At 68.5% G+C, this 23,822-nt stretch carries 24 protein-coding genes and 1 riboswitch; of the genes, 13 read left to right on the forward strand and 11 right to left on the reverse strand.

Features of this window, described 5'->3' with window-relative positions; genetic code table 11:
- Window positions 1–410 precede the first annotated feature (410 nt).
- From U4012_RS01900 to U4012_RS01920, 5 genes are all read left to right on the forward strand, one after another.
- Window positions 411–827: a nuclear transport factor 2 family protein gene (locus U4012_RS01900; protein ID WP_124570846.1), complete on the forward strand. Its 417-nt coding sequence runs from the start codon at window positions 411–413 to the stop codon at window positions 825–827.
- A gap of 3 nt (window positions 828–830) precedes the next feature.
- A complete protein-coding gene (locus tag U4012_RS01905) occupies window positions 831–1,688 on the forward strand; it encodes an SDR family NAD(P)-dependent oxidoreductase (protein WP_321795691.1) in 858 nt (285 codons plus the stop codon).
- A 40-nt stretch (window positions 1,689–1,728) separates the two neighbouring features.
- Window positions 1,729–2,487 (forward strand): SDR family oxidoreductase, encoded by a 759-nt coding sequence (locus U4012_RS01910; RefSeq protein WP_014899307.1) that lies wholly within the window; start codon window positions 1,729–1,731, stop codon window positions 2,485–2,487.
- A gap of 40 nt (window positions 2,488–2,527) precedes the next feature.
- Window positions 2,528–3,364, forward strand: a complete 837-nt coding sequence (locus U4012_RS01915; protein ID WP_415750345.1) for an SDR family NAD(P)-dependent oxidoreductase — start codon at window positions 2,528–2,530, stop codon at window positions 3,362–3,364.
- Window positions 3,365–3,442: 78 nt separating this feature from the next.
- Window positions 3,443–4,348 (forward strand): NAD-dependent epimerase/dehydratase family protein, encoded by a 906-nt coding sequence (locus tag U4012_RS01920; RefSeq protein ID WP_044844601.1) that lies wholly within the window; start codon window positions 3,443–3,445, stop codon window positions 4,346–4,348.
- 139 nt (window positions 4,349–4,487) lie between these two features.
- On the opposite strand, the gene U4012_RS01925 is transcribed toward U4012_RS01920, so the two are convergent.
- From U4012_RS01925 to U4012_RS01945, 5 genes are all read right to left on the reverse strand, one after another.
- Complete coding sequence (locus tag U4012_RS01925; RefSeq protein WP_321795698.1) at window positions 4,488–6,353, reverse strand: phosphoenolpyruvate carboxykinase (GTP); 1,866 nt, start codon at window positions 6,351–6,353, stop codon at window positions 4,488–4,490.
- Between the two features lie 524 nt (window positions 6,354–6,877).
- Window positions 6,878–7,654, reverse strand: coding sequence for a glucose 1-dehydrogenase (locus U4012_RS01930; protein WP_124484724.1), 777 nt, complete (start codon window positions 7,652–7,654; stop codon window positions 6,878–6,880).
- Between the two features lie 131 nt (window positions 7,655–7,785).
- Window positions 7,786–8,541: an SDR family oxidoreductase gene (locus tag U4012_RS01935; RefSeq protein ID WP_321795700.1), complete on the reverse strand. Its 756-nt coding sequence runs from the start codon at window positions 8,539–8,541 to the stop codon at window positions 7,786–7,788.
- 9 nt (window positions 8,542–8,550) lie between these two features.
- Window positions 8,551–9,417: an SDR family NAD(P)-dependent oxidoreductase gene (locus U4012_RS01940; RefSeq protein WP_321795702.1), complete on the reverse strand. Its 867-nt coding sequence runs from the start codon at window positions 9,415–9,417 to the stop codon at window positions 8,551–8,553.
- 57 nt (window positions 9,418–9,474) lie between these two features.
- The gene (locus U4012_RS01945) at window positions 9,475–9,975 is read right to left on the reverse strand and encodes a nuclear transport factor 2 family protein (RefSeq protein ID WP_124484721.1); all 501 of its coding nucleotides are present in this window, start codon (window positions 9,973–9,975) and stop codon (window positions 9,475–9,477) included.
- 219 nt (window positions 9,976–10,194) lie between these two features.
- Between U4012_RS01945 and U4012_RS01950 the strand changes: the two genes are divergently transcribed.
- Complete coding sequence (locus U4012_RS01950; protein ID WP_321795705.1) at window positions 10,195–10,716, forward strand: nuclear transport factor 2 family protein; 522 nt, start codon at window positions 10,195–10,197, stop codon at window positions 10,714–10,716.
- 51 nt (window positions 10,717–10,767) lie between these two features.
- Window positions 10,768–11,484, forward strand: a complete 717-nt coding sequence (locus tag U4012_RS01955; protein WP_321795706.1) for an EthD domain-containing protein — start codon at window positions 10,768–10,770, stop codon at window positions 11,482–11,484.
- A 64-nt stretch (window positions 11,485–11,548) separates the two neighbouring features.
- Here U4012_RS01955 and U4012_RS01960 read toward each other — a convergent pair whose 3' ends face one another.
- Window positions 11,549–13,135 (reverse strand): isocitrate lyase, encoded by a 1,587-nt coding sequence (locus U4012_RS01960; RefSeq protein ID WP_044844609.1) that lies wholly within the window; start codon window positions 13,133–13,135, stop codon window positions 11,549–11,551.
- Between the two features lie 413 nt (window positions 13,136–13,548).
- Between U4012_RS01960 and U4012_RS01965 the strand changes: the two genes are divergently transcribed.
- The 4 genes from U4012_RS01965 (at window position 13,549) to U4012_RS01980 (ending at window position 16,127) form a co-directional block, all read left to right on the forward strand.
- Entirely contained in the window at window positions 13,549–14,070 is a 522-nt protein-coding gene (locus U4012_RS01965) for a YbaK/prolyl-tRNA synthetase associated domain-containing protein (protein WP_124522874.1), read from the forward strand.
- Window positions 14,067–14,705: a transcriptional regulator gene (locus U4012_RS01970; RefSeq protein ID WP_321795711.1), complete on the forward strand. Its 639-nt coding sequence runs from the start codon at window positions 14,067–14,069 to the stop codon at window positions 14,703–14,705. Before U4012_RS01965 ends, U4012_RS01970 begins: the two co-directional genes overlap by 4 nt.
- Window positions 14,706–14,763: 58 nt before the next feature.
- Window positions 14,764–15,738, forward strand: coding sequence for a threo-3-hydroxy-L-aspartate ammonia-lyase (locus U4012_RS01975; protein WP_044844612.1), 975 nt, complete (start codon window positions 14,764–14,766; stop codon window positions 15,736–15,738).
- A 131-nt stretch (window positions 15,739–15,869) separates the two neighbouring features.
- Window positions 15,870–16,127, forward strand: a complete 258-nt coding sequence (locus U4012_RS01980) for a hypothetical protein (protein ID WP_321795713.1) — start codon at window positions 15,870–15,872, stop codon at window positions 16,125–16,127.
- 55 nt (window positions 16,128–16,182) lie between these two features.
- Here the strand turns inward: U4012_RS01980 and U4012_RS01985 are convergent, their stop codons facing one another.
- The 5 genes from U4012_RS01985 to U4012_RS02005 are packed head-to-tail and all read right to left on the reverse strand — an operon-like array spanning window position 16,183 to window position 19,943.
- Window positions 16,183–17,007 carry an SDR family NAD(P)-dependent oxidoreductase gene (locus tag U4012_RS01985; protein WP_321795715.1) on the reverse strand — a complete coding sequence of 275 codons (825 nt, stop codon included), beginning with the start codon at window positions 17,005–17,007 and terminating at the stop codon, window positions 16,183–16,185.
- A 1-nt stretch (window position 17,008) separates the two neighbouring features.
- A complete protein-coding gene (locus tag U4012_RS01990) occupies window positions 17,009–17,884 on the reverse strand; it encodes an SDR family NAD(P)-dependent oxidoreductase (RefSeq protein ID WP_321795718.1) in 876 nt (291 codons plus the stop codon).
- A gap of 43 nt (window positions 17,885–17,927) precedes the next feature.
- On the reverse strand, window positions 17,928–18,920 hold the full coding sequence (locus U4012_RS01995; RefSeq protein ID WP_321795720.1) for an NADP-dependent oxidoreductase: 993 nt from the start codon (window positions 18,918–18,920) through the stop codon (window positions 17,928–17,930).
- A gap of 56 nt (window positions 18,921–18,976) precedes the next feature.
- Window positions 18,977–19,609 (reverse strand): Dabb family protein, encoded by a 633-nt coding sequence (locus tag U4012_RS02000; RefSeq protein WP_321795722.1) that lies wholly within the window; start codon window positions 19,607–19,609, stop codon window positions 18,977–18,979.
- Window positions 19,599–19,943 carry a hypothetical protein gene (locus tag U4012_RS02005; RefSeq protein WP_321795724.1) on the reverse strand — a complete coding sequence of 115 codons (345 nt, stop codon included), beginning with the start codon at window positions 19,941–19,943 and terminating at the stop codon, window positions 19,599–19,601. Before U4012_RS02005 ends, U4012_RS02000 begins: the two co-directional genes overlap by 11 nt.
- A 169-nt stretch (window positions 19,944–20,112) precedes the next feature.
- Between U4012_RS02005 and U4012_RS02010 the strand changes: the two genes are divergently transcribed.
- Both U4012_RS02010 and U4012_RS02015 read left to right on the forward strand, forming a co-directional pair.
- Entirely contained in the window at window positions 20,113–21,159 is a 1,047-nt protein-coding gene (locus U4012_RS02010; protein WP_321795726.1) for a helix-turn-helix transcriptional regulator, read from the forward strand.
- Window positions 21,160–21,269: 110 nt separating this feature from the next.
- Window positions 21,270–21,463, forward strand: a riboswitch (cobalamin riboswitch).
- 327 nt (window positions 21,464–21,790) lie between these two features.
- On the forward strand, window positions 21,791–23,719 hold the full coding sequence (locus U4012_RS02015; RefSeq protein WP_321795728.1) for a TonB-dependent receptor domain-containing protein: 1,929 nt from the start codon (window positions 21,791–21,793) through the stop codon (window positions 23,717–23,719).
- Window positions 23,720–23,822: the final 103 nt, after the last annotated feature.

A 23,822-nucleotide genomic window follows, 5' to 3' on the forward strand; every position in this document is an offset into this window, starting at 1 on the left:
TGGCCTCGGGCAAACAGGCAACCGCACCGGATGACTGCACGGTAGCCAGCGCCGGCCCGCCGGCCATCGTCCATTTCGACTAGGGGCAAACGCGAAGCGGCCCTGACGCGACGTGCGGCGCCGCAGCATCGCCGAGCGGTGGCAGCGGCGTCGCGATCGGAAAACCGCGTGCCTCAGCCCGTCGTGACGGAGCGCGCGATCTTCGGGCACGCGCCGCGCGTTCACCGCTGCATCGCACCATCGGACGATGCGCGGCCGTCGCGCCGGTGTTTTCCCTGATCGTGCCCCTGCTCCGTATGGATGATGAGGATCACGCCGCCGGATGCGAACCTGCGGGTCGACGTCGCAATGCCGTCGCGTCCGCGCTCGCGGCGCGACCGAGTCTTTCCGTTCATTCACGGGAGTACCGCATGACCGATTCGAATCCCCGCCACGCGCTGTACGAACTCGCGTGCCGTTACGCGCAGGCCGTCGACCGGCGCGACTGGCCGCGCCTCGCCACCCTCTTCACCGCCGACGCCCAGCTCGACGGCCCCGGTTTCCGTTTCGACGACCGCGATGCGATCGTCGCCGGCATGCGCGTGATCGAGCGCTACGAAACCACCCAGCATCACGTGCACAACCAGCTCGCCACGCTCGACGGCGGTGAGGCCGACGTCGAGACGTACTGCCTCGCGTGCCACGTGTACGTGCGCGACGGCGTGAAGCGCAAGCTCGACTGGGGGCTGCGCTATCGCGACCGCTGCGTGTTCGACGGCGGCACGTGGCGCTTCGCCGCGCGCACGCTGCACGTCGACTGGTCGCAAGACCTGCCGCTGGAGGGCTGAACGATGCGCGCATCCCTTCCCCTCGCCGGCCGCACCGCGCTCGTCACGGGCGGCGCCGGCGGCATCGGCGCGGCCTGTGCGCACGCGCTTGCCGCCGATGGCGCGGCCGTCGTGCTGATGGGCCGCCGCCGCGATGCACTCGAACGCACGCAGCGGCACCTGACCGACACGCTGCCCGGCAGCCGCGTCGCGATCCACGCCGGCGACGCCTGCGACGACGGCGACCTGCAGGCGGCGCTGGATACCGCGTGGGCGCTCGACGGCCGGCTCGACATCGTCGTGCCGACCGTCGGCGGCGCCGGGTTCCGGCCGCTGCTGATGCACGACGCCGACAGCTTCCGGGCGGAAATCGAGCTGAACCTGAACAGCGCGTTCGCCGCGATCCGCCACGCCGCGCCGCGGCTCGCCGACAGCGGCGGCGGCACGATCGTCTGCATCTCGTCGACGGCCGCGCAGATCAATTTCCGCTGGCTGACCGCGTACTGCACCGCGAAGGCCGCGCTCGAAGCGCTGGTGCGCGGGGCCGCCGAGGAACTGGCCGGCGCGAGGATCCGCGTGAACGCGGTGCGGCCGGGCCTCACGCGCTCGGAGGCCACCGCACCAATGTTCGACAACCGGGCGCTCGTCGACAGCTTCCTCGACCAGATTCCGCTCGGCTCGCTCGGCGAGCCGGAAGCGATCGCGCACGCGGTGCGCTATCTCGCGGGTCCCGAGTCGGGCTGGGTCACCGGCCAGAGCTTCGCGGTCGACGGCGGCCACGAGCTGCGCGCCAACCCGCGCGTCGACGCCACCATCGCGCAGATCTACGGCGCGGCCGCGCTCGACGCGGTCAAGGCCGGCCGTGCGCCGGGCGCGGCATGAGCGCCCGCCTTCTTTCAACGTCACAGGAAATCGACCGGACATGAATCGAGTCGCAAACAAGGTCGCGCTGATCACCGGCGCGGCGAGCGGGGTCGGCCGCGCGGATGCGCTGCTGCTCGCCGCCGAAGGCGCGCGCGTGGTGCTCACCGACATCGACGAGGATGCGGGCCGCGCACTCGCGCGCGAGATCGGCGACACCGCGCTGTTCGTCCATCAGGACATCGCCGATGAAGACGGCTGGCGGCACGCGATCGCGTCGACGCTCGAGCGCTTCGGCCGCCTCGACGTGCTCGTCAACAACGCGGCGATCTGCCCGGTCGGCTCGATCGAGGACACGAGCCTCGACACCTGGCGACGCGTGCTGCGCGTCAACGCGGACGGCTATTTCCTCGGCTGCAAGTACGCGATCGGCGCGATGAAGCACAACGACACGCCGGGCTCGATCGTGATGATGTCGTCGGTCGCCGCGCTCGGCGGCCTGCCGATGATGTGCGCGTACACCGGCTCGAAAGGCGCGGTGACGGCGCTCGCGCGCAGCGTCGCCGTCCACTGCAAGCGCAGCGGCTACCGGATCCGCTGCAACTCGATCCATCCGGACGGCATCTGGACACCGATGACGCAGGCGCTGATGCCCGGCCTCGATCCGGCCGAGCTCGGCATCGGCAACGATCCGATGGCACGCATGTGCGATCCGCAGGACGTCGCGAATCTCGTGCTGTTCCTCGCATCCGACGAATCGCGCTTCGTGAACGGCGCGGAGCTGCGGATCGACAACGCGCAACTGGTTGCGTCGCTGTGATGCGGCGCGTGGCTTTTCCGTTCGAAGGAGTAGCGTTCCGATGATTTCCTTTTCCGGCAAGACCGTGCTGGTCACCGGCGGCGGCGCGGGCATCGGCCGCGCGTGCGCGCAAGCGTTCGGCGCGGCGGGCGCGCGGGTCGTGGTGGCCGAGGTCGATCCCGCCCGCGCGCAGGACGTGCGTCAGGCACTCGAAGCCGCGGGCGTCGACGCGCTGGTCGGCACCGTGGACGTCACGCGCCGCGACGAGGTCAACGCGTTCGCGCGGACGATCGACGCCCGCTTCGGCGGGCTCGACGTGCTCGTCAACAACGTCGGCGATTTCCTGCAGATCGCGAAACCGTTCGACGACCATACCGACGACGACATCGCGCGGCTGTTCGACGTGAACCTGCGCCAGGTGTTCGTCGTCACGCGCGCGATGCTGCCGTTGCTGCGCAAGCGCGGCGCGGGCAGCAGCATCGTCGGCGTGTCGTCGATCGAGGGCTTTCGCGCGATTCCGAACTGCACCGTCTATGCATCGTTCAAGGCCGCGCTGACCGGCTTCACGAAAAGCCTCGCGCTCGAACTCGGGCCGGCCGGCATCCGCGTGAACCAGATCGCGCCGGAGACCACCGAGACGCCGCAGGTGCCGGTCAGCGCGATGGTCGCGGCCGAACATCGCGAGCACATCCCGCGCTGGATTCCGCTCGGGCGCTTCGGTGCGGCCGGCGACATCGCGGGCGCCGCGCTGTTCCTCGCGAGCCCGCTCGCCGCATGGGTCACCGGCACGACGCTGCATGTCGACGGCGGCGCACTGGCGGCGGCCGGCTGGTATCGCGATCCGAACGGATTCTGGACCAACATGCCGGTCGTCACCGGCAACGGCTTCAATTTCTGAGCGACGTTCCGCACGGATTCGTCCGTTCAATCGTCGGTTCAATTCAAGCGGCGCAGCGGCGCCGCCACCGGAGACACCATGAAAATCCTGATCATCGGCGGTACCGGCCTCATCGGCGGCCACGCCGCATTGCATCTGCGCGCGCAAGGCAACGACGTGACGCTCGCCGCGCGCAAGCCGCCCGCGCCGGGCAGCGCGCTCGCGCAATTCGACGTGCTGCTGCGCGACTATGTGGCCGGCAACTTCACGCGCGACGATCTCGCGCCATTCGACGCGGTCGTGTTCGCGGCCGGCAACGACATTCGCCACCTGCCGCCCGGCACCGATGAAGCCGCGCACTGGGAACGCGCGAACGTCGACGCGGTGCCGCGCTTCTTCGCGCTCGCGCGCGACGCGGGCGTGAAGCGCGCGGTGCTGGTCGGCAGCTTCTATCCGCAGGTCGCGCCGGCGCTCGTCGACACGGTGCCGTACGTGCGCTCGCGCCATCTCGCCGACGAACGCGTGCGCGCGCTCGCGTCGCCGTCGTTCGCGGTGTGCAGCGTGAATGCGCCGTTCGTGGTCGGCTCGGTGCCGGGACTGCGCAACGAGATGTTCGCCGCGTACACGGGTTATGCGCAGGGCAAACTCGCGGGGCTGCCGGTGTACGGGCCAGCCGGCGGCAGCAACTTCATCTCGACGCAATCGCTGTCGGAAGCGATCTGGGGCGCGCTGCAACGCGGCGAATCCGGCAAGGCCTATCTCGTCGGCGACGAGAACCTGAGCTTCGCCGACTACTTCGCGGCGTTCTTTCGCGCGGCCGGCAATCCGCAGCCGGTGCCGTCGCTCGACCAGGAGCATCCGCTGCTGCCGGACATCGCGATCTATACGGGGCGCGGCAACGTCGTGGCGTACGAGCCGGACCCGGCCGATATCGCGCTCCTGCGCTACCGGCGCGGCGACGTGCAGCGCGCGGTGAACGAAGTGGTCGCGCAGTGCGGCGCGTAAGCGCACGGCCGGCGTTGCACGCGCAACGCTGAAACGAAGCAGAAACGAAAACGTCCCGCCACCGGCGATGCATGCCGGCGGCAGGACGTTCGTGCCACAACGTCGTTACGTCGTTACTGCGTGACTTCGACTCGCATCGTCAGCCGCCGATACGCTGTTCGATGTTCTTCATCGTCTCGGTCAGCTCCGCCGGCAGACGCAGCTTCAGCGTGTCGAACAGCGCCGCATGCAGCTTCAGTTCCTCGCGCCATTCGCCTGCATTCATCGACGTGACCGCCTCGAACTGCTCGCGCGTGAAGTCGAGCCCGTCCCAGTGCAGGTCGTCATACGCCGGCGACACGCCGAACGCATGTTCGCCGCCGCCGCCGTTACCTTCGAGGCGATCGAGCATCCACTTCAGCACGCGCATGTTCTCGCCGAAGCCCGGCCACACGAACTTGCCGTTCGCGTCCTTTCGGAACCAGTTCACGCAGTAGATCTTCGGCAGCGTCGCGCCCGCGCCTTCGAGCTGCTTGCCGAGTTTCAGCCAGTGCGCGAAATAATCGCTCATGTTGTAGCCGCAGAACGGCAGCATCGCGAACGGGTCGCGGCGCACCACACCCTGCTGGCCGGCCGCGGCGGCGGTCGTCTCGGAGCCCATCGTCGCGGCCATGTACACGCCTTCGACCCAGTCGCGCGCCTCGGTCACGAGCGGCACGGTCGTCGAGCGACGGCCGCCGAAGATGAACGCGTCGATCGGCACGCCGGCCGGGTTCTCCCAGTCCGCGTCGATCGACGGGCATTGCGATGCCGGCGCCGTGAAGCGCGAGTTCGGATGCGCGGCCTTGCGGCCCGTTTCCTTGCCGATCTCCGGCGTCCACGGGTTGCCCTGCCAGTCCGTCAGCTTCGCGGGCGGCGTGTCGGTCAGGCCTTCCCACCACACGTCGCCGTCTTCCGTCAGCGCGACGTTCGTGAAGATCACGTTCTCCTTCAGCGTCGAGATCGCATTCCGGTTGGTCTTCACGCCGGTGCCCGGCGCGACGCCGAAGAAGCCGGCTTCCGGGTTGATCGCATACAGGCGCCCGTCGCGGCCCGGCTTCAGCCACGCGATGTCGTCGCCGATCGTCGTGACCTTCCAGCCGTCGAAGCCCTGCGGCGGGATCAGCATCGCGAAGTTGGTCTTGCCGCACGCGGACGGGAACGCGGCCGCGACGTGATACTTCTTGCCGGCCGGCGACGTCACGCCGAGGATCAGCATGTGTTCGGCGAGCCAGCCCTGGTCGCGGCCCATCGTCGACGCGATGCGCAGCGCGAAGCACTTCTTGCCGAGCAGCGCGTTGCCGCCGTAGCCGGAGCCGAAGCTCCAGATTTCACGCGTGTCGGGGAAATGCACGATGTACTTGACCGGGTTGCACGGCCACGGCACGTCATTCTGGCCCGCTTCGAGCGGATGGCCGACGCTGTGCACGCACGGCACGAATTCGCCGTCCTCACCGAGCACGTCATACACCTCGCGGCCCATGCGCGTCATGATTCGCATGTTCACGGCCACGTACGGGCTGTCGGACAGCTCGACGCCGACGTGCGCGATCGGTGAACCGAGCGGGCCCATCGAGAACGGCACGACGTACAGCGTGCGGCCGCGCATCGAGCCGCGGAACAGGCCGTTCAGCGTCTCGCGCATTTCTTCCGGCGCGATCCAGTTGTTGGTCGGGCCGACGTCGTCAGGCGATTCGGTGCAGATGAAGGTGCGGTCCTCGACGCGCGCGACGTCGGACGGATCGGACTGTGCGAGATACGAGTTCGGGCGCTTCGCCGGGTTCAGGCGCGTGAGCGTGCCCTGGTCGACCATCGCCTGGCACAGCGCGTCGTTCTCTTCCTGCGAGCCGTCGCACCAGACGACACGCTCGGGCTCCGTCAGCGCCGCGATCCGCGATACCCAGTCGATCAGCTTGCGATGTTTGACGTATGCCGGGGGAGCGATCAGCGGGCCGTGCATCGCTTCGGCCAAAGAGTTTTGCGACATGGGAATGTCTCCAGATTATTGGGCGGGGATGGGGGATGCGGGGCGAGCCCGCGAGATGGGGAATGCGGTCGGAGCGCAGGTTGAAGCGACGCGCAAGGCGGGACGCGCGAGCGGAGCGCGTGTCGATGCCGCGATGCGGGCGAGAGAATGTGATGTCTCGTATGAGTGTGCGAACGCGAGTTTCGCCATGCAAGCAACCTGCCGTACAACTCCATATCGGCCAGCATACCATCGCCGTTATTGGGTTGGCGTTGCGTTGCAACAAGAAACAACTGTGTCGACGAGCCGGCACGCCGCTTGCCGGCAAGTCCTTTTTTCTGCGTCGCCGCGCGCGCTTTGGGGACGAAACGGCTGGAACGTCCGTCCGGCAAGGGTTTCGCAAAAGCGCAAAATCGGCGCGACGCGTTCGCATGCGACGCACCCGAACCGTCGCCGTCCGAATTCGCGTTTTCGCTACTCAGGCAAACCCTGAATTAGGTTGCGTACACAAACATCCGTCGCGCACGCGTTGTGTACGCTACCGCTCAAAACGGCGCGCCGGGCAATCCGGGGTAATACGCGCCCGCCGCCATCCCGCCGTCGACCGACAGCTCGGCGCCGTTGCAGTACGACGCTTCGTCGCTCGCGAGAAACAGCGTCGCGCGCGCGATTTCCTCAGGCAAGCCGACCCGCTGCAGCGGCACGTGCGTGTAGTGCTTGTTGACTTCGTCGAGCGGCGCGCCGGTCGGGTTCGACATCGCGGTGTTCACGCCACCGGGATGGATCGAATTCACGCGCACGCCCTGGTGGCCGAGTTCGAGCGCCGCCACCTTCGTCAGCCCGCGCACGCCCCATTTGCTCGAGACGTACGCGGCCAGCGCATTCACGCCGCGCAGCCCATCCACCGACGAAATGTTGACGATCGACCCGCGCTTTTGCGCGATCATGCGCGGCGCGATCGTATGGATGCCGACGAACGTGCCGACCAGGTTGATCGACACCGCACGCTCGAAATCGCGTTTCGACAACTCGGTGATCGCGCCGAACATCAGGACCGCCGCGTTGTTGACGAGCACGTCGATACGGCCGAACTGCTCGACGGTCGCGTCGGCCACGCGTTGCCAGTTTGCTTCGTCGGCCACGTCGAGCCGCATGAAGCGCGCGGCGTCGCCGAGCTCGCGCGCGAGCGCCTCGCCTTCCGCGTCGAGCACGTCGGCGATCACGACGCGCGCGCCCTCTTCGACGAACAGCCTGCATGTCGCCGCGCCCATTCCGCGCGCGCCGCCCGTGACGATCGCTACCTTTCCTTCCAGTCGACTCATGTCGTTCTCTCTTCGATGCGTTTCGATTTCAGTTCCGGTTCCGGTTCCGTTTGCTGGCCGCCACGCCCGGCTGCACGCCGGTGCGCGGCCGATCACGAGCTGACGACGACGCGGCGATCCCGCGCCAGCCGTCAGCCCCAGTACGCCTGCCCGCCGTCGAGCGGCAGCGTCGCGCCCGTCAGGTAGGCCGCATCGCGGCTCGCGAGAAACACGATCGCGCGCCCGATGTCCTGCTCGCAGTCGCCGACGCGGCCGAGCGGGATCGTGCGGAAGAACGCGGCGGCCTCGTCCGGGTTCGCGTCGACCCAGCCCTTCAGCCCCGGCGACAGCGCATGCGGCGCGACCGCGTTCACGCGAATGCCGTCGGCGCCCCATTCGCATGCCGCCGCACGCGTGAGCGCACGAATCGCTTCCTTGGTTGCCGCATAGGCGCCGTAACCCGACGTGTCCCAGCGCACCGCGGCCGACGATGCGAAATTGACGATCACGCCATCGCCCTTCAGATGCGGATGACACGCGCGCATCATCCGCAGCGTGGCGATCGGCCCCGATTCGAGGCCCGCGAGAAAATCCGCGTCGGTCACGTCGAGCAGGCGGCCGAGCGGCACGACCTGCGCGTTGTTGATCAGGATCTGCACGCCGCGAAAACGCTCGACCACAGCATCGACGCACTGCGCGATCTGCGCGGCGTCCATCACGTCACACACGAACGGCTCCGCGACCCCGCCGCGTGCGCGAATCGCATCGCACGTCGCGACCAGCTTGTCGCGTGTGCGGCCGACCACAGCGACCTGTGCGCCTTCGGCCGCGAGCGCGTGCGCGACACCTTGCCCGACGCCCTGCCCCGCGCCCGTCACGAGCGCGACCTTGCCCTTGAGGATGCCCATGCGCGCTCCTTAAGCGACGATTGCCGGATGCGCCTGCACGGGGCCACCGAGCAGTTCGCGATACGACGGCGGCTGCTTGCCGTCGAGATCAGAAATGCCGTACTGCAGCGCGGCTTCCGCGCCGACCAGCACCTGCCCGGACAACGCCATGCGCTGCGGATCGGCGTGGATCGCGTGAATCACGCGGCCGGTGAACTCCGGGCTTTCGGCGACGAGCGAGAATTCCTTGTAGAGGTCCGGATGCTCGTCCCACACTCGCGTCGTGCGCTCGGTGCGCAGCGGCCCCATCCAGACCGACACGGCCGCGACGTCGAACGGCTTCAGGTCGACGGCCATGTCCTTCGCGAACTTGTCGACACCGGACTTCTGCGCGCCGTACGCGGCGCCGTGCATGTAGCAGCTCGCGCCGAACGACGACGTGAACGCGATCAGCCCGCTGCGGCGCTTCGCCATCAGCGGCGCGGCATGCCAGCTCGCGACATAGGCCGAACGCAGCCCGACGTCGAGGATGTTCACGAGGTCGAGCGACTTCTCCCAGAACGGGCCCGGCAGGATCAGCTGGTCGTGCAGGTACGTCGCGTTGTTGACGAGGATGTCGAGCCGCCCGCTTTCCCGTTCGACACGCTCGAACAGCGCCTTCACCTGCGCGTCGTCCGCGTGGTCGCACGCGACCGCGATCCCGCGGCCGCCGAGCGCGTCGATCTCGCGCGCGGTCTCGTGGATCGTGCCGGGCAGCGGCGCATCGCCTTCGTTCTGCGAGCGGCCCGTCACGTAGACGGTCATGCCGGCCGCACCGAGCGCGCGCGCGATGCCCTTGCCCGCGCCGCGCGACGCGCCCGTCACGACCGCGACCGGCGCCTCGTGGTTCTGTGTCATGTTCGATGTCTCCTGGGGGAATGTTCTCGACCGGCGCGGGGAGCGCGCGTCGTTTCGTTATGCGGCAGGCGGCTGCGCGCCGGCGAACAGCACGCCCGGCGCATCGCCGTCGTAGCGGGCCGACAGCGTCGACGTGACGACGCAGCGCGTGGCCGCGATCTTCCATTCGCCGTCGACCTTCCGGTATTCGTCGTCGTAGGTCGCGCCCAGCTGCGTGAGCGTGCGCGCATCGGTGTCGAGCATCTGGTAATGCAGCCCCCACGTGCCGCGCGCATGCGTGTCGTCGAGCACGGTGATGTGCGGATTCACGCCGTGGTGCATCTCGACGATGTGCGGGTGGCAACCGAGCCGCTCGAATACGTCGACGAGGGCGTCGCGATGCTCGAACGTGCCGATCCTGCCATAGTCGATGTGCACGGTGCCGGGCGCGAAGCAGTCGCGCATCCCTTGCGGATCCTTCCGGTCGCAGCACGTGAAGTAGCGGGCCTTCAGCTGGCGGATTGCGTCGGCGTCCTCGAGCCTGCGCACGCGCACTTCCATTCGTTCGATCGGGGTCATGCCGTCTCCTTGGTCTCGTGTGCGCGGATCGAAGCCGCGTCGACGCCACGTTACAGCCGCACGAATGGCCGGCCATCACCTGTTTGGATGAAACCGAGGGTTCGTATCGACGGCGGTGAATGCAGCGGTCGCGGCCGTCGCGGCGTTCGTCCGAACAGACGATGTGACGCAGGCGGCTTCGTTCCTACCATCGGACGACACCACCACGGAGACACGGCGATGGACGAGACGACCCGCACGCTCTACGAGTACGAGCAGATCCGCCAGCTGAAGTACCGGTATTTCCGCGCGATCGACACGCACGACTGGGCGTTGCTCGAACAATGCGTGACCGAGGATTGCGAGGTGCGGCTGCAAGGCGGCCGCTATGCGTACGACGGCCGCGACGCATTCGTGTCGAGCCTGCGTGCGCTGATCGGCAAGCCGACCTTCCTGACGATGCATCACGGCCATCACCCCGAGCTCACGCTGGTGTCCGCCGATCACGCGTGCGGCGTGTGGTTTCTCGAGGATCACGCGATCAATCTCGAGGAAAACTACCTGATGCACGGCGCCGCGTTCTACGACGACCAGTACGTGAAGCGCGACGGCGCGTGGCGCATTCACGCGACACGCCACGAGCGCCTGTTCGAAACCGTCACGTCGCCGATTCCGCCGTCGTTCACGCTGACTGCGAACCGCTTCGCGCCGCACGCGCACGACGCAACGCGCCCGGCCGATTCGACCGCCAGCGCTTCCTGAAACCCGGCGGCAGCGCCGCCGATCCCGTCATTCCCCCCTGGAGCCGGAGCAATGGAGAAAGTCATTTACGTGTTGTGGCGCGACGCGCAGGTCGCGCCCGAGCCGTGGAGCCGCAGCGTGCGCGCGCAGCTCGCCGACAAGCTGCTGTCGCTCGGCGCGCACGGCGTGCAGGTGAACGTCGCCGACGCCGACGTCGCGCCGGCCGCCGGCCTCAAGCAGACCAACACGCACCCGGGCATCGACGGCATCGTCGCGGTATGGATCGACAGTGCGAACCCGATGTTCCGCCAGCCGTTCGACGACGCGGTGCGCGCGGTCGTCCCGCACATGGCCGCGTATCTCGTCACCGAATCGCAGCCGATTCCGAACACGCGCTTTCCCGCGCGGCCCGGCGAGCGCACCAGCGGCTTCTCGCAGCTCGCGTTCCTGAAGCGCCCGCCGCGCCTCACGCACGAAGCGTGGCTCGATGTGTGGCACGGCCATCACACGCGCGTCGCGATCGATACTCAGGACAACTTCCTGTATGTGCAGAACGTGGTCGTGCGCGCGCTCACGCATGCGGCGCCCGGCTACGACGCGATCGTCGAGGAGTGCTTCCCGGCCGCGGCGATGACCGATCCGTACGCGTTCTTCGATGCGGTCGGCGACGAGGAGAAATTCCAGCGCAACGTCGCGGAGATGATGGACAGCTGCGGACGCTTCATCGACTTCGACAAGATCGACGTGGTGCCGACGAGCCAGTACGTCGTGAAGGCGGTGCGCGGATAAAACGCGGATAAAAAAAACGCCAACCCGTCATGAACGGGTTGGCGTCGTGCCGCGGGTATGACGATTACGAGAACTGGTTCATCGTGTTGTCCTTGCCCGCCGCCTTCAGCGCTGCTTCGCCGCTGAAGTATTCCTTGTGGTCGTCGCCGATATCCGAGCCGGACATGTTCTGGTGCTTGACGCACGCGATGCCCTGGCGGATTTCCTTGCGCTGCACGCCGGCCACGTAACCGAGCATGCCCTGGTCGCCGAAGTATTCCTTCGCGAGGTTGTCGGTCGACAGCGCGGCCGTGTGGTACGTCGGCAGCGTGATCAGGTGATGGAAGATGCCGGCTTCACGCGATGCATCGGCCTGGAACGTGCGGATCTTCTCGTCGGCGAGCTTGGCCAGTTCGGTCTCGTCGTACTCGACGCTCATCAGCTGCGCGCGGTCGTAGGCCGACACGTCCTTGCCCGCGGCCTTCAGCGCGTCATATGCCTGCTGACGGAAGTTCAGCGTCCAGTTGAACGACGGGCTGTTGTTGTACACCAGCTTCGCGTTCGGGATGACCTTGCGGATTTCGCTGACCATGCCGCCGATCTGCGCGATGTGCGGCTTTTCGGTTTCGATCCACAGCAGGTCGGCGCCGTTCTGCAGCGACGTGATGCAGTCGAGCACGCAGCGTGCTTCGCCCGTGCCGGCGCGGAACTGGAACAGGTTGCTCGGCAGGCGCTTCGGACGCAGCAGCTTGCCGTCGCGCTTGATGACGACGTCACCGTTGCCCAGCTGGTCGGCCGACAGTTCCTCGCAGTCGAGGAACGCGTTGTACTGGTCGCCCAGGTCGCCCGGCGCGTTGGTCACGGCGATCTGCTTGGTCAGGCCGGCGCCGAGCGAGTCGGTACGGGCGACGATGATGCCGTCGTCCACGCCCAGTTCCAGGAACGCGTAGCGGATCGCGCGGATCTTCGCGAGGAAGTCCTCGTGCGGCACCGTGACCTTGCCGTCCTGGTGGCCGCACTGCTTCTCGTCGGACACCTGGTTCTCGATCTGGATGCAGCACGCGCCCGCTTCGATGAACTGCTTGGCCAGCAGGTAGGTCGCTTCCGCGTTGCCGAAACCGGCGTCGATGTCGGCGATGATCGGCACGACGTGCGTCACGTGGTTGTCGATCTTTTCCTGGATCGCGGCCTTGGCAGCGGCGTCCTTCGCGGCATCGAGCTCGCGGAACAGGCCGCCGAGTTCACGCGCATCGGCCTGGCGCAGGAACGTGTACAGCTCGCGGATCAGCGCGCTGACCGAGGTCTTTTCGTGCATCGACTGGTCCGGCAGCGGGCCGAACTCCGAGCGCAGCGCGGCGACCATCCAGCCCGACAGGTACAGGTAACGGCGTTCGGTGCTGTTGAAGTGCTTCTTGATGGAAATCATCTTCTGCTGACCGATGAAGCCGTGCCAGCAACCCAGCGACTGCGTGTACTTGGCCGGGTCGGCGTCGTACGCGGCCATGTCGGCGCGCATGATCTTCGCGGTGTACTTCGCGATGTCGAGCCCCGTCTTGAACTTGTTCTGGGCACGCATGCGGGCCGCATACTCGGGGCTGATGGCATTCCACGCGCTGCCGTGGTTTTCCTTCAAGCCAGCCACTGCCTTGATGTCGTCTTGATATTGGGACATGTCAATCTCCTGGGAACGAAGCGCATTTGAGTAAAGGGTTCAGCGTGCCCGCTCCGTGTGACGAAGCGAACTGCATGGACTCAATGGTAACGCCGCGCGACGCACTGTCGAGCAACTCTTATATAAGACATAAGATATAAATTCTGCTTGTTTTTCAATGAGATAAGCAACGCGTTTTGCGATGCAAAACAGGTTTTCAAGCGGCGGGAAGATGACGCGGCCGGAATTCGGCGCACATTCCGCGATATGAAACGGCCTTTCGGCAGTTGGTGGGAGGACAGGCTCGGCGATTCATGTTTCGCGCTTTTGCCACCGACATGACAAAACGTCTATACTTGGACAATCCATCGACGGCGAACCGACAGGCGCCGTTCCCGCGTACCGCGATGCGCGCCCTCCTAACCCGGAACCCCATGAGCGACTACCCCGTCTTCGACGCGCTGTGCGAACTGCTGAACACCTCGGGCGCGCGGTTCCGCGTGCTCGATCACCCGGCCGAAGGCAAATCCGACGCGATCGCCGCGCTTCGCGGCACGCGTCCCGAACAGGGCGCGAAGGCGATGCTCTGCACGTTCAAGGACGGCGGCGACGCCACCGCGCTCGCGGTGATCCCCGGCCACCTGAAGATCGACTTCCGCAAGGTCGCCGATGCGGTCGGCCGCCGCAAGGCGACGCTCGCGCCGCCCGAACTCGCCGCCGCGGTCACGCGCTGCGTGATGGGCGCCGTGCCGCCGTTCGTGTTCGACGCGAACGTGGCGCTCGTCGTCGACCCTGCCCTGATCGAACTCAACGACGAAATCGCGTTCAACGCGGGCCGCCTCGACCGCTCGGTCGTACTCGACGCGTCCGACTACGTGCGGATCGCCCGCCCGCTGCTGGCCGACATCACGCGGCCGGAAACGACCGGCGCGCCCGTGCTCGAGGCCAGCGCATGAACACGCCCCGCCCCAGGCCGCAGTCGGAACAGGCGTCGCTGATCGAGCAGGTGCTGCGCATCGCCGAAGGGCTCGGCGCGATGTTCGCGCCGTTCACCGAAGTCGTCGTGCACGACCTGCGCACGCCGGAGCATGCGATCCTCGCGATCCACAACAACCTGTCGGGCCGCGCGATCGGCGATCCGGCGACCGAACTCGGGCTCGCCCGCATCGCGGACGACGACTTCCCGGAGGTGCTCGCGAACTACGCGAACCGCTTCGCCGACGGCCGCACCGCGAAAAGCACGTCGATCGGCATCAAGGACTCGGGCGGCCGCTATGTGGCCGCGCTGTGCCTGAACGCGGACGTCACGCTGTTCCGCGGCTTCCAGGGGATGCTGAACCAGTTCTGCAGCACCGAAGGCGCACCGGTCGCCGAAACGCTCGACCCGGCCGGCGCGGACGCGATCCGGCAGCGCATCGACGCGTTCGCGACGCGCCTCGCGACCACGCCGCGCGAGCTGAAGACCGACCAGCGCCGCGAGCTGATGCAGGCGCTGAAGGCGGACGGCTTCCTCGAGGTGCGCCGCGCGATGGAAATCGTCGCGCAGCACCTCGGCGTGTCACGCGCCACTGTATACAACGATGCGAAATGATGCGTGCCCGCGGCGCGCTCCGCTTACCTGTTGATCTGACTCTTCCGACGAGCGACTCATGAACACTCCGACCCTCCCCACCTACGACGACGTCGCGGCCGCCGCGGCACGGCTCGATGGCCACGCGCATCGCACGCCCGTGATGACATCGCGCACGATCGACGAAGCGCTCGGCGCGCAGGTGTTCTTCAAATGCGAGAACCTGCAGCGCATGGGCGCGTTCAAGTTCCGCGGCGCGTTCAACGCGTTGTCGCGCTTCGACGCGACGCAGCGGCGCCACGGCGTCGTCGCGTTCTCGTCCGGCAACCATGCGCAGGCGATCGCGCTGTCGGCGCGCATCCTCGGCATCCCCGCGACGATCGTGATGCCGCAGGACGCGCCGGCCGCGAAGATGGCCGCGACGCGCGGCTACGGCGGCAACGTCGTGACCTACGACCGCTATACCGAGGACCGCGAGCAGATCGGCCGCGAACTCGCGGAAAAGCACGGGCTCACGCTGGTGCCGCCCTACGACCACGCGGACGTGATCGCCGGCCAGGGCACGGCGGCGAAGGAACTGTTCGACGAAGTCGGGCCGCTCGACGCGGTCTTCACGCCGCTCGGCGGCGGCGGCCTGCTGTCGGGCACGGCGCTCGCGACGCGCGCGCTGTCGCCGCACGCGAAGTTGTACGGCGTCGAGCCGGAAGCCGGCAACGACGGCCAGCAATCGTTCCGGTCCGGGTCGATCGTCCACATCGACACGCCGCGCACGATCGCCGACGGCGCGCAGACGCAGCACCTCGGCAACCTGACGTTCCCGATCCTGCGGCGCGACGTCGACGACATCCTGACCGCGACCGACGCGGAGCTGGTCGACTGCATGCGCTTCTTCGCGACCCGTATGAAGATTGTCGTCGAGCCGACCGGCTGCCTGTCGTTCGCGGCCGCGCGCCGGATGAAGGACGAACTGCAAGGCAAGCGCGTCGGCATCGTGATCAGCGGCGGCAACGTCGATCTCGAAAATTTCTGCGCGCTGGTATCCGCCTCCGCGTAATGCGTCGCAGCGCGCGGATGACCGCATGAACATCCTGTCATCCGCGCGCCGCCGCTCCTTCACGCCGCGTTAAGTTTCGCGCCCTAGACTGAATGCGTTGTCCCGCAGTCAGTCGTGAAGAAGGAGTCACCATGAACACGCACGCGATCGTCGCCGCCGCCCTCGCGGCAGCATCCCTTTCGGCGTTCGCTCAACCGGGCGTGACGTCATCCGGTTTTCCCGCCACGCTGCTGCACGCACCGCACGCCTCGGTCGCGCAGGCAGCCCACCGTTCGCCCGCCACGCTGCCGCATGCCGGCTTCGTGCTCGCGAAGATCGATCAGAACAATACGCCGCCCGATCGCGGCGGCGACCCGAGCGGCCGCACGCACGGCGGCATGCATATGTAACGCGGGTCACGCTGCGTGAGCCGGCCGCGTCGGTCGGCCGGCCCGCGTCACGTCATCACAACGACGGCAGCGACGGATCGCGCGCGGCGAGAATGTCCGCGGTGCGCCGCTGCAGCGCGCCGTCGAGCGTCTCCGGCTGCGGAATCAGCCAGTAGCGCCCGTCGCGAATGCCGTCGAACGCGCGCGCCGCGAACACGTCGGGCGTGAGCCCGTGCGCGTTCAGCATCGCGCGCATCGTATCGACGAAGCCCTGTACTTCGGGCCGGTCGTGCGCGGCGCCGAACGGGTCGTTGAAGATGCCCGTCTGCACCGGGCCCGGCGCGAGCAGCGACACGCCGACCGGCGCGCCGAGCATCTTCAGTTCGCCGTACAGCGATTCGGTCAGCGCGACCACCGCGAATTTCGTCGCCGAGTAAGGCGACATCAGCGGGCTCGGCAGGAACCCGCCGACCGACGCGGTATTGACGACGCGCGCCGGCACGTTGCGCTCGAGCATGCGCGGCACGAAGCTGCGGATCCCGTTCATCACGCCGTGCACGTTGATCGCGACGCTGCGCTCGAACCGTTCCGGCGTGATTTCCCAGCTGAAGCCGGTCGCCATCACGCCCGCGTTGTTGAACAGCAGGTCGACGCCGCCGAAGCGCCGCCATGCGGCGTCGGCCAGCGCGTCGACGGCTTCCGGGCAGCTCACGTCGGTCGGCACGCACAGCACGTCGGTGTCGAGCGTCGCGGCGAATGCGTCGAGCTTCGCCGGGTCGAGGTCGGCCAGCACCACGCGCATCCCGAGCGCGGCCGCGTGGCGCGCGAGCCCGCTGCCGATGCCGCTGGCCGCGCCGGTGATCACGGCGGTGCCGCCGTCGAAGCGAATCGGGTTCGTCATGTCACAGTCCTGCCGGGTCGATATGGGGATGCGCGTACGCCGGAATCTCGGGCGGCGGCAATGGCGTGCGGCCGTCGAGCGAGCGCACCGCGAGCCCATGCGACAGCGGGAAATGCAGGCTGTGCGTGACGAGGCCCGTGCGCTCGCGCGCCGGCAGGCTGCACAGCGCGAGTGCGGTTTCCGCCAGATACGCGACGTCCTCGGTCGGATAGCCTTCGGGGATATAGCGGGCCGCGCCCGGCGTGCGGATCGCGGTGCTCGGCGCGACCAGGTTCACCGCGATGCCGTCGGCTTCGAGTTCGGCCGCGAGCCCCTGCGTGAAACGCGACAGCGCGGCCTTGACCGCCGCATAGACGGTCGCGCCGCCCGCGCGCGCGAAGTCGTCGAACGGCCGCAGCGGCGCGAGCGCGGTGACCGAGCCGACGTTCAGGATCCAGCCGGCGCCGCGCGCGCGCATCAGCGGAATCGCGGCCTGGCTCAGTGCGAACGGGATGCGCAGATAGTGTTCGATCGTCGCGTCGAACATCGTCATCGGCATCGCGTCGACGCGTGCGTACTCGGCCACGCCCGCATTGTTCACGAGGATGTCGAGGCCGCCGGCCGCCTCGGCCGCGCGCGCGACGAGCGCATCGCGCTCGGCCGGCTTCGACAGGTCGGCCGCGAGTGCCATCGCGCGGCCGCCGGCCTGTTCGATCAGCGCGACCGTTTCGGCGAGCGTGCCGGCGGTCGTCGCCGAGTGCGTGAGGCTGCGCGCCGTCACGACGACGGTCGCGCCTTCGGCTGCGAGGCGCTGCGCGATCGCGCGGCCGATGCCGCGGCTCGCGCCCGTCACGAGCGCGCATTTGCCCGCGAGGGTCGCGGTTCGGTGGTCGGTCATGATGTCTCCGGTGTAGATGATGGTGTGTCGGGGTCGTTATGCGTCAGCCCGCGATATCCGCAACGTGCAGCACGAACTTGGTTTTCGCGTCGCCCGTTTGAACGAGGTCGAGCGCGCGCGCCGCCTGTTCGAGCGGAAAACTGTCGAAGCGCGGCACGCGCAGCGTGCGCGTGCCGAGCCGCTCGGCGATCGATGAAAGCGTGGCGCCGCTCGGCATCCGGCTGTAGGTCATCGCGGTGCGCAGGCCGCGCCGCGCGGCCTCCGCGCCCGTCGCGGCCAGCCGCTGCGCATCGCCGGGCGCGAGCGTCATGATGGTCACGAGCGTGCCGCCCGGCGCCAGCAGGTCGAGCGCGGCGGGCAGCGTATCGCCGCCGACCGCATCGAGCACGAGATCGACGCCGCCGGGCGCCCACGCCCGCACGGCCGTCGCGATGTCCTGCGCGCGATAGTCGATGCTCGCCGCCGCGCCGAGCGCTTCGACGCTCGCGCGGTTGCGTGCCGAGCACGTCGCCGCGACGCGTGCGCCGGCCTGGGCGGCAAGCTGGATCGCGAAGGTGCCGACCGCGCCCGCGCCGCCGTGCACCAGCACGGTCTGCCCGGCCCGCAGCCCGCCGTCGTCGAACAGGCCGGCCCATGCGGCCAGCGCGGGCGTCGGCGTGGCGGCCGCTTCCGCGAAGCCGACCGCGTCGGGCAGGCGCACGACCGAGTCGTGCCGCACCGCGACGTATTCCGCATACGCGCCCCAGCGCCCCGCGCCGACGTCGGTCTGCGCGAACACGCGCATCCCGGGCGCGACACCTTCGACGCCGTCGCCGACCGCCGCCACCACACCGGCCGCGTCGAACCCGATCACGAATGGAAACGTCATTTGCATGAACGCGCCGAGATAGCCTTCGCGGCATTTCCAGTCGGCGGGATTGACGCCCGCGTACGCGACGCGGATCAGCACGTCGCCGGGGCCCGGCTTCGGGGCGGGAACGTCGGCCAGTCGCAGCGCGTCGGAATGGCCGACGCGGTCGATCAGCAAGGCTCGCATGGTGGTGTCTCCGGTGTTGTCGTTTGCATTGCGGCCGGTCGCGTGCGCGTCGCGCGTCACGCCGCCGTGTCGGCCAGCAGGCTCGACGCGAGCGGACAGAACGCGTGCGAGATCGCCTCGACCGTCCAGTCGGGGCTTTCGGCATCGAAGCGACGGTCGACCCAGCCCCAGTGATACGGATGCAGCAGGTATTCGCCGAGCAGATCGCCGACGTGCGCGAATTCCTGTTGCCAGACGTGGGTCCACATGCCCGGCGTCACGATCCGGCTCAGTCGCCAGTTGCGGATGCCGGGCATGAATGCCGGCATGCGCAGCAGTTCGCGCTCGAGATCGCGCACCTGCGCTTCGGCGGCCGTGGGCCGCACGCGCAGCATCAGCGTGCGCCATATGCCGTCGTGCAGCGCCGGTTCGCGCAGGCCGCCGCCGATCGCATGACACACCGCGCCGTCGATCCGCACGATGCCCGGCAGGCCGGCCAGCGCGGCGAAATCCGTCGCGTGGCCGGTCGCCCGTTCGTCGCGCAGCACGTCGAGCGTGTAGTCGCCCGCGCCCCAGCAGCCGTCGAGATTGCGCGCGAGCGCCACGCGGGTCGCGCCCGGCAACGCCTGCGCGGCTTCGCGCAACGCGTGCTCGAATGCGCCGGCATCGCTGGTCGCCGAAACGAAAATCTGAGCCGTGTCATGCCGCATGGTCGACCTCCGTCAGGGCCGGCAGCGGCGCATCGGCATCCGTCATCACATGGCGGCGGCGGGTGTCGCACAGTGCGTCGACGGCCGTCCAGAACGCGACCACGTCGCCGTCGGTCAACGCGCGCATCCGGTAGTACGACGGCGCATCGGCGACCTGCCACGTCAGCCACAGCGTGCTCGGCTGCCCCGGCACCGCGACGGGCGGCGACACCCAGCGGCCGGCCGCCGTCAGTCCGCGTGCCGCGTGGCCCGGCAAATAGCGGTCGCGCAGCAGCGCCAGCACGTCGGGAATGCGCTCGGGCGCGAGGGTGATTTCGTCTACGATCTGAATCATTCGCGGGTCATCTCGGGTGGTTCGTGGCGGGATGCGATGCCGGCCGCCTACGCCGTTCCGGCGAGGCCGGAAGCGGCCGGCGTGAGTAGCATTCTTGCGTGGCGGCGGCCGGCGAACCCCTACCGGCACGCTCACCGGCCCCTGTCGCAACGCTCAGATCGGGAGAGAGATGAAACAGCGCGCATTGCCGGCACGCGGCCGCGTGCTGCCGGGCCTCGGTGCCCGTCTGCTCGACGAACTGGCGCGCAGCGGCGTGCCGTCGGCGCAACGGCCTGCGCCGACGGCCGTTGCTGCTGCGTCGACGACGACACCCGGCGGTTTCGTCGCGCTGTACCGCGACGCGATCGAGCGGCTCGAGGCGCAGGTCGCGCGCGGCGACGGCCATCCGCCGATGCGCAAGCAGGAAGTCGACCTGATGTGCCGGTGCCTCCTCAGTTGCGCGACGCTCGCCGACGCGATCCGCTGCGCCGCCGAGTTCTGCGAGATGCTGACGCCGCGCGCCGGCGCGCTGTCGCTCGCGGTGCGCGACGGACGCGCGACGTTCCGGATGGATTCGCTGCGCCGCACGCGCAGCCCCGCCGCGTGCCTCGTCGACCTGACGGGGCTGTTCTGCTATCTGCAACTGTTCGGCTGGCTGATCGGGCAGCCGCTGCGGCCGGACGAAGTTTGGCTCGGCCATCCGCGCCGCGAAGACGCGATGCCGCTGCTCGGGCTGTTCAACGCGCCGGTCGACGTCGGCCGCAAGACCTACGGCTTCGCGTTCGACGCGGTGCGGCTCGATGCGCGCGTGATCCGCCAGCCGGGCGAGCTGGCCGCGTTTCTCGTCGATTTTCCGTTTCGGCTGATCGATGCCGCGCCGGCCGTCGTGTCATGGGCTCAGCAGGTGCGCGGCTTTCTCGATGCGGCGCTCGCGCGCGAACAGGCGCTGCCCGCGCTCGCGGCGCTGGCGACATGGCTCGGCGTCAGCGAAGCGACGTTGCGGCGGCGGCTGGCGGCCGAAGGCAGCGGCTATCACGCGTTGCGCGAACAGTGCCTCGCCGACGTCGCGCGGCGCTGCCTGCGCGAGTCGGACTGGTCGGTCGCGCGGATCGCCGCGCATCTCGGGTTCGGTGGCGAAGAAGCGTTTCGGCGGGCGTTCGTGCGATGGACGGGCATCGCGCCGAGCCGGTTCCGGCGCGATTGCAGCGCCGCCGGCGGTGCGTTTCGTCAGACATGAAACGCGGTGCGAAGGCTCGGATTGAAATGATTTCGAAAGCATCCGGCGAGCACTGACGTTTTTTCGCATCCCTGCGCACTTCGATAATTGACGCACCGGCGCGCTCGCCATTACGCTTGCGCGCTGATGGTTCCCGGGAACGGGATCAAAAGGGAACGCAGGAGAGGCCGCGCCTCGAATCTGCGGCTGCCCCCGCAACTGTGAGCGGCGAATCCGCACCACCCCATGCCACTGGGAAACCGGGAAGGCCGGTGCGAATCGCGACCCGCGAGCCAGGAGACCTGCCATCGACCCGAGGTCCAAGCAGCCGCACCGGGCGGGGTGTCCCGATGCGCCAGCACCGCCTTTGGCGGTCGCCCCGTTGCATGGACGGCCCGACCTCAGGACCCTTCAGATGTCCGATCTTTCCGCCTCCGCTTCCACGCCGGAAGCATCGTGCCGTTGCGCGGCCAGTCTGCGCCGCGTGTCCGCACGCGTGTGCCGTGCCGTGTCGTGCGGCACGCGTCACGACGACACGCGTGAATGCCGCCCACGCTGCCCGGTCCCGCGATAGACCAACGATAACCAGGCGGTACCCGCCGCCCCCCGCTTACGCTCGCCGTACCTGCAACACGATCACGCTCGCTGCCTCATGAATCTTCGCCACCTTCTCGCCACGTCCGCCGCCACGGCGCTGCTCTCCCCGATCGCCCACGCCGCCGGCGACATGCCGCCCGCGCAGCCGCCCCAACCCGCCGAAGGCGCCGACCTGCCGACGATCAGCGTGACCGACACGCGGCATCTGCCCGAGTCGTTCGACCAGCGCTATGCGACGACGCAGGTGCTCACGCGCGCCGATCTCGACCGGCTGTCGCCGAGCGACCCGAGCATCACCCAGGCGCTCGCGACGCTGCCGGGCGTGACCGTCTCGCAGAACGGCGGCCCGGGTTCGTCGGCGTCGGTCAGCATCCGCGGCTCGTCGGCCAGCCAGGTCGCGGTGTTCATCGACGGCATCCGGATCGGCTCGCCGACCACCGGCATCGCGCCGTGGGCCGACCTGCCGACCGAAGCGTTCGAGCGCGTCGAGGTGATCTCGGGGCCGGCCGCCGCGTCGTTCGGCGCGAACGCGATGGGTGGCGTCGTGCAGCTGTTCACGCGCCGCGCCGCCGGCCAGCCGAACCAGACCACCGTGTCGTTCGGCGGCGGCTCGAACAAGACCTTCGACACGCAGTTGCGCACGTCGGGCACCGTGCCGTCGACGGGGCCGCTCGCCGCGCTGGGTGGCCTCACCTACACGCTCGGCCTGCACGACTACAACACGGCGGGCATCGACGCAACGCGGCCCGTGTTGCCCTACCACGAAGACGGCCGCAATCCGTATCACGCGCAGGACCTCGATGCGCGCCTCGGCTATGCGCGCGACAACTGGTCGATCTCGACGTTCGCGCTGTACCACCGCTCCGACCTGTCCTATGACAACGCCGGCTTTGCGAACCGCGAGCTCGATCATCAGCTGACGACCGGCCTCGCGTTCCATCTCGACGTCACGCCCGACACGCAGTTCGACCAGTCGTTCGGTTATGCGAACGATCGCCAGTTCCTGTACGCGAGCGACCCGGCCATCCCGACCGACCAGATCAACTCGCAGCGCATCAGTTCGTCGACGTCGCTGACCCATCAGGCGCACGGCTTCCACCTGTTCGGCCTGCCGCTGTCGGGCGAGACGAAGGTGGCGTACGACTTCACGCGCGAACAGGTGTTCCTGCCGGTCGACGTGCCGGACGGCGTGCCGACGCGCAACGATTCCGCGTTCTCGCTGCATCAGTCGGCGACGCTCGGCAGCGTGACGATGTTCGTCGCGGGCCGCCACGAGATCATTGCCGGGAAGGCCGTGAACACCGGCAACGCCGCGCTGTCGTGGGCCATTACGCCGGTCTATACGGCGCGCGTGTCGTACGGCAATGCGTTCCGCCTGCCGTCGTTCAACGACCTGTACTACCCGGGCTACGGCAATCCGGACCTGAGCCCGGAACGCAGCGATTCGGTCGAGGCCGCGCTCGACGCGAACACCGCGTACGGCACGTTCAGCGCCGCGATCTACGACACGCGCGTCAGCAACCTGATCGCGTACAACCCCGCGACGTTCTCGCCGATCAACATCGGCCGTGCGCATATCCGCGGCATCGACCTGTCGTACAAGGGCACGATCGGCCGCTATACACCTGTCAGCGTCGCGATCGGGATCCTGAATCCGCAGGACGAGACCAACGACAGCTGGCTCAACCGCCGGCCGCGCCAGACCGTCAGCGTGAACGTCGACCACACGTGGGACGAATTCCATCTGCACGCACTGAGCACGGGCGCGTCGCTGAGCTACGGCGGCACGACGTTCGACGATCCGGCCAACACGACGTACCTGCCGTCGTACCTGAGCGTGAACCTGCGCGCGTCGTACAGGATCAACGCGCACCTGACGGTGTCCGCCACGCTGTCGAACCTGTTCGACCGTCAGTACATGACCGCGTACGGCTACAACACGCTCGGCCGCACGGCGTTCGGCAAGGTCAGCTATACGTTCTGAGCGAGGTGGCCGGTGCATCGGCGCCCAGGTTCGCGGGTGTCGATGCCGACGGGTGTACGGGTGCCGGATGTCGTCGGCCGCGTGCGAGCGATCGCGTTCCCTC

Source organism: Burkholderia sp. BCC1988 (genome assembly GCF_905339895.1).
Lineage (GTDB): Bacteria > Pseudomonadota > Gammaproteobacteria > Burkholderiales > Burkholderiaceae > Burkholderia.

Coding starts and splice junctions, on each gene's coding strand:
- U4012_RS01900 (WP_124570846.1), top strand. CDS start 411: ATGACCGATTCGAATCCCCGCCACGCGCTGTACGAACTCGCGTGCCGT.
- U4012_RS01905 (WP_321795691.1), top strand. CDS start 831: ATGCGCGCATCCCTTCCCCTCGCCGGCCGCACCGCGCTCGTCACGGGC.
- U4012_RS01910 (WP_014899307.1), top strand. CDS start 1,729: ATGAATCGAGTCGCAAACAAGGTCGCGCTGATCACCGGCGCGGCGAGC.
- U4012_RS01915 (WP_415750345.1), top strand. CDS start 2,528: ATGATTTCCTTTTCCGGCAAGACCGTGCTGGTCACCGGCGGCGGCGCG.
- U4012_RS01920 (WP_044844601.1), top strand. CDS start 3,443: ATGAAAATCCTGATCATCGGCGGTACCGGCCTCATCGGCGGCCACGCC.
- U4012_RS01925 (WP_321795698.1), bottom strand. CDS start 6,353: ATGTCGCAAAACTCTTTGGCCGAAGCGATGCACGGCCCGCTGATCGCT.
- U4012_RS01930 (WP_124484724.1), bottom strand. CDS start 7,654: ATGAGTCGACTGGAAGGAAAGGTAGCGATCGTCACGGGCGGCGCGCGC.
- U4012_RS01935 (WP_321795700.1), bottom strand. CDS start 8,541: ATGGGCATCCTCAAGGGCAAGGTCGCGCTCGTGACGGGCGCGGGGCAG.
- U4012_RS01940 (WP_321795702.1), bottom strand. CDS start 9,417: ATGACACAGAACCACGAGGCGCCGGTCGCGGTCGTGACGGGCGCGTCG.
- U4012_RS01945 (WP_124484721.1), bottom strand. CDS start 9,975: ATGACCCCGATCGAACGAATGGAAGTGCGCGTGCGCAGGCTCGAGGAC.
- U4012_RS01950 (WP_321795705.1), top strand. CDS start 10,195: ATGGACGAGACGACCCGCACGCTCTACGAGTACGAGCAGATCCGCCAG.
- U4012_RS01955 (WP_321795706.1), top strand. CDS start 10,768: ATGGAGAAAGTCATTTACGTGTTGTGGCGCGACGCGCAGGTCGCGCCC.
- U4012_RS01960 (WP_044844609.1), bottom strand. CDS start 13,135: ATGTCCCAATATCAAGACGACATCAAGGCAGTGGCTGGCTTGAAGGAA.
- U4012_RS01965 (WP_124522874.1), top strand. CDS start 13,549: ATGAGCGACTACCCCGTCTTCGACGCGCTGTGCGAACTGCTGAACACC.
- U4012_RS01970 (WP_321795711.1), top strand. CDS start 14,067: ATGAACACGCCCCGCCCCAGGCCGCAGTCGGAACAGGCGTCGCTGATC.
- U4012_RS01975 (WP_044844612.1), top strand. CDS start 14,764: ATGAACACTCCGACCCTCCCCACCTACGACGACGTCGCGGCCGCCGCG.
- U4012_RS01980 (WP_321795713.1), top strand. CDS start 15,870: ATGAACACGCACGCGATCGTCGCCGCCGCCCTCGCGGCAGCATCCCTT.
- U4012_RS01985 (WP_321795715.1), bottom strand. CDS start 17,007: ATGACGAACCCGATTCGCTTCGACGGCGGCACCGCCGTGATCACCGGC.
- U4012_RS01990 (WP_321795718.1), bottom strand. CDS start 17,884: ATGACCGACCACCGAACCGCGACCCTCGCGGGCAAATGCGCGCTCGTG.
- U4012_RS01995 (WP_321795720.1), bottom strand. CDS start 18,920: ATGCGAGCCTTGCTGATCGACCGCGTCGGCCATTCCGACGCGCTGCGA.
- U4012_RS02000 (WP_321795722.1), bottom strand. CDS start 19,609: ATGCGGCATGACACGGCTCAGATTTTCGTTTCGGCGACCAGCGATGCC.
- U4012_RS02005 (WP_321795724.1), bottom strand. CDS start 19,943: ATGATTCAGATCGTAGACGAAATCACCCTCGCGCCCGAGCGCATTCCC.
- U4012_RS02010 (WP_321795726.1), top strand. CDS start 20,113: ATGAAACAGCGCGCATTGCCGGCACGCGGCCGCGTGCTGCCGGGCCTC.
- U4012_RS02015 (WP_321795728.1), top strand. CDS start 21,791: ATGAATCTTCGCCACCTTCTCGCCACGTCCGCCGCCACGGCGCTGCTC.